At 44.4% G+C, this 9,192-nt stretch carries 9 protein-coding genes; 3 read left to right on the plus strand and 6 right to left on the minus strand.

The features are described from left to right. Positions 1-3 precede the first annotated feature (3 nt). From rlmH to rhlB, 3 genes are all read right to left on the minus strand, one after another. Complete coding sequence (rlmH, locus tag FHQ23_RS04295; RefSeq protein WP_139613207.1) at positions 4-474, minus strand: 23S rRNA (pseudouridine(1915)-N(3))-methyltransferase RlmH; 471 nt, start codon at positions 472-474, stop codon at positions 4-6. Positions 475-483: 9 nt separating this feature from the next. Continuing rightward, complete coding sequence (gene rsfS / locus FHQ23_RS04300) at positions 484-798, minus strand: ribosome silencing factor (protein ID WP_267963615.1); 315 nt, start codon at positions 796-798, stop codon at positions 484-486. A gap of 90 nt (positions 799-888) precedes the next feature. Continuing rightward, positions 889-2,157 carry an ATP-dependent RNA helicase RhlB gene (gene rhlB, locus FHQ23_RS04305; RefSeq protein ID WP_139613209.1) on the minus strand — a complete coding sequence of 423 codons (1,269 nt, stop codon included), beginning with the start codon at positions 2,155-2,157 and terminating at the stop codon, positions 889-891. A 350-nt stretch (positions 2,158-2,507) separates the two neighbouring features. Here rhlB and rho point away from each other — a divergent pair, with 350 nt between their 5' ends. Continuing rightward, entirely contained in the window at positions 2,508-3,770 is a 1,263-nt protein-coding gene (gene rho / locus FHQ23_RS04310; protein WP_132967622.1) for a transcription termination factor Rho, read from the plus strand. Positions 3,771-3,857: 87 nt separating this feature from the next. On the opposite strand, the gene FHQ23_RS04315 is transcribed toward rho, so the two are convergent. After that, a complete protein-coding gene (locus tag FHQ23_RS04315; protein ID WP_139613210.1) occupies positions 3,858-5,210 on the minus strand; it encodes a TolC family outer membrane protein in 1,353 nt (450 codons plus the stop codon). Positions 5,211-5,338: 128 nt separating this feature from the next. Between FHQ23_RS04315 and nudF the strand changes: the two genes are divergently transcribed. Beyond that, positions 5,339-5,959, plus strand: coding sequence for an ADP-ribose diphosphatase (nudF, locus tag FHQ23_RS04320; protein WP_139613211.1), 621 nt, complete (start codon positions 5,339-5,341; stop codon positions 5,957-5,959). A 158-nt stretch (positions 5,960-6,117) separates the two neighbouring features. Continuing rightward, the gene (gene cpdA / locus FHQ23_RS04325) at positions 6,118-6,948 is read left to right on the plus strand and encodes a 3',5'-cyclic-AMP phosphodiesterase (RefSeq protein ID WP_139613212.1); all 831 of its coding nucleotides are present in this window, start codon (positions 6,118-6,120) and stop codon (positions 6,946-6,948) included. A gap of 70 nt (positions 6,949-7,018) precedes the next feature. Here the strand turns inward: cpdA and dsbB are convergent, their stop codons facing one another. After that, entirely contained in the window at positions 7,019-7,552 is a 534-nt protein-coding gene (gene dsbB, locus FHQ23_RS04330; protein ID WP_139613213.1) for a disulfide bond formation protein DsbB, read from the minus strand. Between the two features lie 20 nt (positions 7,553-7,572). After that, complete coding sequence (gene nhaB, locus FHQ23_RS04335) at positions 7,573-9,108, minus strand: Na(+)/H(+) antiporter NhaB (RefSeq protein WP_139613214.1); 1,536 nt, start codon at positions 9,106-9,108, stop codon at positions 7,573-7,575. Between the last annotated feature and the right edge of the window lie 84 nt (positions 9,109-9,192).

Raw genomic sequence — 9,192 nt, forward strand, 5'->3', positions numbered from 1 at the left:
ATACTATTCACGATGGTACGGATGGTTGGTGGTCAAGCTCCAAGCACGGTACAAGCTTTCCGCCACGACTACCCGAACTAACGGATGCGGTAAAGTTAAGGGCGAAAGCGACCAACTGCGCTCCGCAGCCTGTTTACATTGCGGCGACAGCCCTTCTGGTCCACCAATCAATAAACACACATCTCTACCGTCATTTTTCCAACTTTCCAACTGATCCGCCAATTGTTCGGTAGTCCACGGTTTTCCGGGAATATCTAAGCTGACAATCATGCTGTTTTTACCGCAAACTGCCAGCATTTGCTCGCCTTCTTTCTCCAAAATTCGTTTGATATCGGCATTCTTACCACGCTTTCCGGCGGCAATTTCCACCAGTTCAAACGGCATATCTTTTGGAAAACGGCGCTGATATTCTTCAAAACCGCTGGTTACCCAAGCCGGCATTTTGGTGCCAACCGCAATAAGCTGAATTTTCATCTGCTGCGGCTAGCCCCAGAGTTTTTCCAACTGATACAGATCACGACTTTCTTGCTGCATCACATGCACAATCACCTGCCCGAAATCCACCACAATCCAATCAGCGGTAACAACACCTTCGCTGCCAAAAGATTCTATCCCCTGTTGTTTACAGCTCTCGGCTAAATTTTGGGCAATCGAACCCACATGGCGACTAGATGTGCCAGTGCAAATCACCATATTATCAGTGATTCCGTCGTTGGCTCGCACATCAAAAATGCTAATATCGGTTGCTTTTAAGTCATCTAAAATCTCAGTGACTGCTTTGACTAATGAATTTTGCAAAAGTTTCCTCATTAAAATAATGTGTTCAAATCCGCTTGAACCATATCAGTTATACCTGCTCAAGCTTAAAAAATTCTTAATAATAGTGGATTAACGCAAACCGGGCTTTTTATGCCCACGTTTCTGATTAACCCGATTGACCGAGCTGCTACGTCTTAGGCGAAACGGCTTTGGCAGATCCTGCAACAGCGAATCAGCATCATATTGACTGACCGGAATAGTATGATCGATATAGGTTTCAATCGCCGGTAAATTCATGGCATAGGCTTCACAAGCAAAACTGATTGATTTACCACTCTCTCCTGCACGCCCAGTACGCCCAATACGGTGTACATAATCTTCGCAATCGTCCGGCAAATCATAGTTGAATACATGGGTGACCGCTGGAATATGTAAACCGCGTGCTGCCACATCGGTTGCCACCAGAATATCTAATTCGCCGCGCGTGAATTTGTCCAACAGCGCCAAGCGTTTTTTCTGCGCCACATCACCGGTTAGCAACCCAACCCGATGTCCATCCGCCGCCAAATAGCCCCAAATTGCTTCACACTGGTGCTTGGTGTTAGCAAAAATAATACAGCGCTCCGGCCACTCCTCTTCCAACAAGGTTTGCAGCAATGGCATTTTATCCTGATTAGACGGATAAAATAGCTCTTCGGTGATACGGTGTCCGGTTTTTTGCAGCGGCTCTACCTCGATGTATTCCGCCTGATTCATGTCTTCAAACGCCAATTCTCGTACTCGGAAAGAGAGCGTGGCGGAGAACAGCAGCGTCAACCGCTGTTGCACCGATGGACATTTTCGCATCAGATAACGGATATCACGGATAAAGCCCAAATCGAACATCCGATCGGCTTCGTCCAGCACCACCACCTGCACTTTATCCAAATTGATAATTCCCTGTTTAACGTAGTCAATCACCCGTCCGGTGGTGCCGATTAAAATATCCACCCCGTTTTCAATCGCTTTCAACTGTTTGTCATAACCATCCCCGCCATAGGCAAGTGCGGTTTTCAGTCCGGTACGTCCAACCAGTTTTGCGGCATCACTGTCGATTTGCACTGCCAACTCTCTGGTTGGCGCTAAAATCAATGCTCTGGGTTGATTATGCTGGTACTGTGCTCCATCATTTTGCTGACTCAGCAAACGGTGAAATGTCGCAATCAAAAACGCAATGGTTTTGCCGGTTCCCGTTTGCGCTTGCCCAGCAACGTCTTTACCCGCCAAGGTTAACGGCAATGTCAATGCCTGAATCGGAGTGCAATATTCAAAACCACTGTCACTCAGTGCAGCTAGCACTTGAGGGTTGATCGGGAAGTCGCTGAAACGTGTCCGTCTTAAATGTTTATTTGTTTGCATATTCTCTATCGATATGTTTTCCGGCTGCATAGGGCATGCCCTAATAATCCGAGATTAAGGTTCAGATTGATGGCGATGTCGAAATTTCACATCGCTAAAATTTGCTAAGGATAGCATGAAGCAGCGCTGAGGTATAAAATAAATCATCGTTTAATCCAGAATTTCGATCTTTTTATCGCCATTTTTGTTTTTTGTCGGCAGAAATACGGGATTAATTCGAATTCAGTCTGGACAGACCGCACTTTTAGTGGTAATTTTATCGCCACTCAAAAAGTCTGAGTCACACTTTTCAGTGACAACACTCACATATTCATTTATCTAATCTTAATCTAACTTTAATTTTCTCCATTATGAATCTTACAGAACTCAAAAATACTCCGGTTTCCGAGCTTGTCCGCATTGGCGAAGAACAAATGGGCTTGGAAAACCTAGCGCGTTTACGCAAACAAGACATTATTTTCTCAATTTTAAAACAACATTCAAAGAGCGGTGAAGACATCTTCGGTAACGGCGTTTTGGAAATTCTGCAAGATGGCTTCGGCTTCTTGCGTTCTGCCGACAGCTCTTACCTGGCAGGACCAGACGATATTTACGTTTCACCAAGCCAAATTCGCCGCTTTAACCTGCGCACCGGCGATATGATCGAAGGCAAAATCAGACCGCCAAAAGAGGGCGAGCGCTATTTTGCCCTGCTCAAAATCAAAGAAGTCAACGCCGATCGCCCTGAAATTTCCCGCAATAAAATCCTGTTTGAAAACCTGACCCCACTGCATGCTAATTCACGCATGCGCATGGAACGCGGCAACGGTTCAACTGAAGATTTAACCGCACGTGTGCTGGATTTGGCGGCGCCAATCGGTAAGGGACAACGTGGCTTAATCGTAGCACCACCGAAAGCCGGTAAAACCATGTTGCTGCAAAATATCGCACAAAGCATCACCTACAACTACCCTGAATGTATTTTAATGGTGTTGCTGATCGACGAACGTCCGGAAGAAGTGACCGAGATGCAACGTTTGGTCAAGGGCGAAGTTGTGGCTTCAACTTTCGATGAACCGGCGGCACGCCATGTGCAAGTGGCTGAAATGGTGATTGAAAAAGCCAAACGCTTGGTTGAACACAAAAAAGATGTAGTGATTTTATTAGACTCAATCACTCGCTTAGCACGTGCTTACAATACGGTCACCCCGGCATCAGGCAAAATCCTATCCGGTGGGGTCGATGCCAACGCCTTGCACCGTCCGAAACGCTTTTTTGGTGCGGCGCGTAACGTAGAAGAAGGTGGCAGCTTGACTATTATTGCGACCGCACTTGTGGATACCGGCTCTAAAATGGACGAAGTGATCTACGAAGAGTTTAAAGGAACCGGTAATATGGAGCTGCACTTGTCGCGTAAAATTGCCGAAAAACGCGTCTTCCCTGCGATCGACTTCAACCGTTCCGGCACACGTAAAGAAGAGCTGCTCACCACCCCTGATGAGCTACAAAAAATGTGGATTCTGCGTAAGATCGTTCACCCGATGGGCGAAACTGAAGCGATGGAATTCCTGATTGATAAATTATCAATGGCAAAAACCAACGAAGAGTTTTTTGAAATTATGAAGCGTTCGTAATCAACGCTTGATCGATAAAAACGGTGCATTTCAACAAGCGCTGGTTTTGGGTATAAACAAAACTAGCGCTTGTTGCTTTTGGCTTTGTTAAAGCTTACTCTTAATCGTCAACAAACTGTTGAGACGAGTTAAATCGTTTTCATTCAGCGTACCTGACAGCTGACGCAATTGTAATTCCAGTAACAAATAATTATAACGCGCCGAAGCTAACTGGCGTTGTGCTTCATGGCGAGATCGGGTAGCTGTCAAAACATCTAAAATCGTTCTGGTGCCGGTTTGATAGCCGGATAACGTGGCATTATAAGCACTTTCCGAGGATTTAACATACTGTTGGTAGGCTTTAATCGAACTCGCAGAGGCATTTAAGCTATTGGCTGTCGAGCGAATATTACGCACCAAATCACGATAGGTCGATTCCAAATTTTCCGAGTTGCTGACAAAAGCATGCTGCTGTTGCCGAACTTTAGAACTGGTTTGCCCGCCAGTATATAGGGGCATCGCTACTTCCAAACCGATTGAGGCACGATCCAAATTGCGATCTGCAATACCGTAAGTGCTGGCGTTTGGAATCCGCGAATTGGTGTGAGCCAAGCCTGCGACCAGATTTACTGTCGGTAAATAAGCACTTTGCGCCACTTTAATCCCCTCTTTTGCCAACTCTTTCCCCATTTTATAGTAAGTCAGGGTTAAATTTTGCTCTTCCCCTTGGGCAATGTACTGATTCGGGTTGGCATAGTTTTGGGTTTTGAATTTTTTGGTATCCAATTTGCGAATATCCGATGGATACTGCCCAGTGATTTCATACAGCGCTTCAATACTGTTATCAACATTGTTTTTAGCACCGATTTCATTGGCAACTACACTGTCATATTGTGCTTGCGCTTCATCAACATCAGTCACTGCGACCAAACCGACTTGATATTGCTGGTTAGTATTCGTTAACTGCTTGTAAACCGCACTTTTTTCCGCTTGTACTGAAGTTAATGTATCAATACTGTTTAATACGTTAATATAGGCTGCCGCCACCCGATACAATAAATTCTGTTGTGTTGCTTGATAAGACACTTCTGCCTGCTGCGCCGTTTTTTCCTGCAGTGACAAATTACGCCACAAGCTCATATTAAATAGCGACTGGCTGAGGGTCAGCCCAGCACTGAAGGCACGATTTTGGCTGAAGCTATTGTCCAAACCATTGTTATGGTTACTGCCGTGATCGATATAACGGCTGCTGCTATAACCGGCATTGGCGCTTAATTGAGGCAACAACGCGCCTTTCGCCTGATTTTTGCCTTCCATAATCTGCTGGCTATCTGCATAGGCTTTTTTCACGATAGGGTCACTGATTTTCGCCTGTTCATAAGCGTCAAGCAGGGATGTCGCCATCACTTGTTGCGCCAAGCCTAAGCTTAAAACTGACAGCAACAATGCTGCTTTTTTCATATTTACTCTCCACTAAATGATCGTTCATTCGCACATTTTACCGAAAACTATTTATAAATGTAAGTGAAAAAAATGCTTAATTTGATACACTAAGAAACATACTTCATGAGTAATCAAGGAAATAATGTATGTCGATTAATCAATTTTCCAGCGCTGATTTAACGGTTGAACAACAAGATCTGGTCTATGATGGTTTCTTTAAACTGTACAAAATCCAATTCCGCCACAAACTGTTTGCCGGTGGTTATAGCAGCACAGTCACCCGAGAACTACTCTACAAAGGTGCGGCTTCTGCGGTTATCGCCTATGATCCACAGCGCGATCAAGTGGTTTTAGTCGAACAAGTGCGGATCGGCGCTTATGTTGCTGGCAGCGATCAATCCCCGTGGCTGTTAGAATTGATCGCCGGCATGGTAGAACAAGGCGAACAAGCACAACAAGTGGCACTGCGTGAGGCACAAGAAGAAGCGGGCATAGCAATTGAGCAGATTATTCCGGCATTGAGCGTTTGGGACAGCCCTGGCGGCGTGTTTGAACGTATTCACCTATTTGCTGGCAAAGTTGATGCCACTCAAGCCGGTGGTTTGCATGGATTGGAGGAAGAACATGAAGACATCAAAGTTCACGTCGTCAGTCGTGAACAGGCTTATCAGTGGGTTGAAAACGGTAAAATCGACAACAGTATTGCAGTGATCGGCTTACAATGGCTACAGTTAAATTATCCACGTTTGAAAAAATTATGGGCATAGCCTAAAAAAAGTGATGTAACTCTAATTTTTCAAGATTATTTAATACAAAATGTGCGCCTACTAGCATTTTTAATATAAAACTACTGACATTTTTATAAAAAACAGTATCTTATCAGTTATAACTTATTTTTATTTTTTATAGATTTTGTTGGTATATTTTGAGAACGACTTTTCTACACCACTCTGACAAGCTGCCAGTTCGGTTTATTCAAGTAACCGATCCGCATTTGTTTGCCGATAAAAAAGCGGATTTGTTGGGGATTAACACTTTCGACAGCTTCAGTGCGGTTTTGTCCGAAATTCAGCAAACGCCGTTCACTTTTGAATTTGTGTTGGCGACCGGAGATTTGACCCAAGATAATAATCCGGAAGGATATCGCTATTTCTGCGAAGAGATTTCACAGCTGCAAAAACCGGTTTTTTGGATTCCTGGCAACCATGATTATCAGCCACACATGGTTGAAACCTTAAACCGTTATCCGGAATTTATCTCTCCGCTAAAACACATTATCGTCAACGATAACTGGCAAATTTTGATGTTGGACAGCCAAGTACTGAATGTGCCGCACGGCTATCTGAATCAATATCAGTTAGACTGGTTGATCGCAAAAATCGAACAATATCCTGATTTATATACATTGGTTGTGCTGCATCACCACATTGCGCCGACCCGATCCGCTTGGTTGGATCAACATAATCTACGCAATACCTCAGAATTTTTAAGCTGTTTGCAACAACATCACCATATTAAAGCGATCATCAGTGGGCATATCCATCAGGAAATGGATACACAGTGGAATAACTACCGAATCCTGACGACACCATCAACCTGCATTCAGTTTAAATCCGACAGCTACCACTTCAACTTGGATATTTTGCCTCCGGGTTGGCGCGAGTTCGAATTGTATCCGGACGGCAGCTTGATAACACAGGTGAAGCGGCTCAAACAGAATCTGTTTATCCCGGATTTTAATATTTCAGGTTATTAAATCAATATTACAGATAAAATACAAAGTGCGGTCAAAACCGCACTTTGTAGTCAGACTATATTACCTATTGTTACTTAAACAGGGTTCGCTGACGGCGACTCGGTTTAATTTGGCTGATCAATACCAAGCCCAACACTAAAATATAGCCGATAAAAATTGCTATTAACCACTGCGGCATAGCAAAACCAAACAGCGACCACTGAATTTCGCTGCAAGATCCGTAAGCTTCAAACATCTGCGGCAGCCACTTATTTAACGGCAAGGTAGAGGGAAATTCTACCATCAGCGGGCACTGATTCCACGGCACCGGATCCAGTTGATAATCAGTATGTTGTAGCGCCAATAACAGCCCTTTCACCGCACTTACCAAGCCAACCGCTAACGCCAATAAGCGGATCAGCAACAATCTTGGTGCAATCATTCCAATCAATGCCGCCAATGCCACGCCGGCAATCGCAACACGTTCATAAATACACATCACACAGGGTTCTAATTTCATGACGTGTTGAAAATACAGCCCAGTGGCTTCAAACGCCAAACAGGACAGCAACAGCAGCAACCAACTGCCACGGCTAAGGGAAACCTGCTTTAAGTAATATAACATTCGCTTTCCTTATTATGTTGTCAAAATATACCGATACTTTGGAACCAAAGAGTGAGTTTAGGTAAAAATAGTTCTACCGATACTAACCCAACTAGCGCTAAAACGATAGTATAAGGTAAAGCCATATAAACCATTCGTCCATAAGATAAACGAATTAACGGTGCAAATGATGACGTTAATAAAAACAGAAAAGCCGCCTGTCCGTTTGGTGTTGCCACCGACGGCAAGTTGGTTCCGGTATTGATCGCCACCGCAATCAGTTCAAACTGTTGTTGTGTAATCGTCCCAGCCGCCAAGGCTGCTTTGGCTTCATTAATATACACGGTGCCAACAAACACATTATCGGAAATGGCAGACAGTAAACCGTTAAAAATATAGAACAGCGCTAACTGTGTCTCATCTGAGGCGTGCAGCACAAAATTAATAATCGGCTGGAACAGTCCTTGATCGATGATGACCGACACCACCGCAAAAAATACCACTAAAAGTGCGGTAAACGGCAGCGCGTCTTGAAAGGCTTTGCCTAAGGCGTGTTCTTCGGTGATACCGCAAAGTGCGGTCGCCAAAATAATCACACTCAGACCAATCAACCCCACGGCTGCTAAATGAAACGCCAAGCCACAAATTAGCCAAATCCCGATCAGTGCTTGCACATACAGCCGCAGACGATCTTGATCCGTCAGTTTACGGCTTTGTTCCCGCTCATAACGTGCCAATACCACCCACACTTTTTGTGGCAAACGCTGTCCATAGCCAAATACTTTAAAACGCTCTAGTGCCAAACAGGTTAACGTTCCGCAAATCAACACCGGCAAGGTCACCGGCAACATGCGTAAGAAAAATTCGCTAAATCCCCAACCTGCCTGTGCAGCAATAATCAAATTTTGCGGCTCACCGACCATCGTCATCACCCCACCAAGTGCGGTACCCACCCCGGCGTGCATCATTAAACTGCGCAGGAAACTGCGAAACTGCTCTAACGTATTGCGTGACATATCAATTTTTTGATCATTAAAAATATCGTCAGAGTTATCGTCAAAGGTGTAACCAGAGGCCACTTTATGATATACCGCATAAAAGCCGGTGCCGACACTGATAATCACTGCGACAACGGTCAACGCATCCAAGAAAGCCGACAAAAAAGCCGCACTCAGGCAAAACGCCAATGACAGACGCAATTTTGAGCGGATCCCCAACAGTAATTTGGTAAAAATAAACAGCAGCAGCTGCTTCATAAAGAAAATCCCCGCCACCATAAAAACCAGTAGCAGGAGAACTTCGATATTCGCCATAATTTCATGCATCACGTGATCCGGCGAGGTCATGCCGATAAAAACCGCTTCAATCACCAACAAACCACCGGCTTGCAACGGATAGCATTTCAATGCCATTGCCAAGGTGAAAATGAACTCTGCAACCAGCAGCCAACCCGCCCAAAACGGGCTGATAGCAAAGTAAATAATCGGATTAACAATTAAAAATCCTAAAATACAAGCCTTGTACCAATCCGGTGTTTTACCCAAAAAATTACGTAAAATCGCACTGCTGTAATTCATTTTTCTACCCTGAATCTCTTTTTTCTAACGTATAATTTGTCAATAATGAAGTATTGTAATCGAGTTCTATAAAAAGAATAACCA

Source organism: Testudinibacter crocodili, assembly GCF_006228025.1.
GTDB lineage: Bacteria > Pseudomonadota > Gammaproteobacteria > Enterobacterales > Pasteurellaceae > Chelonobacter.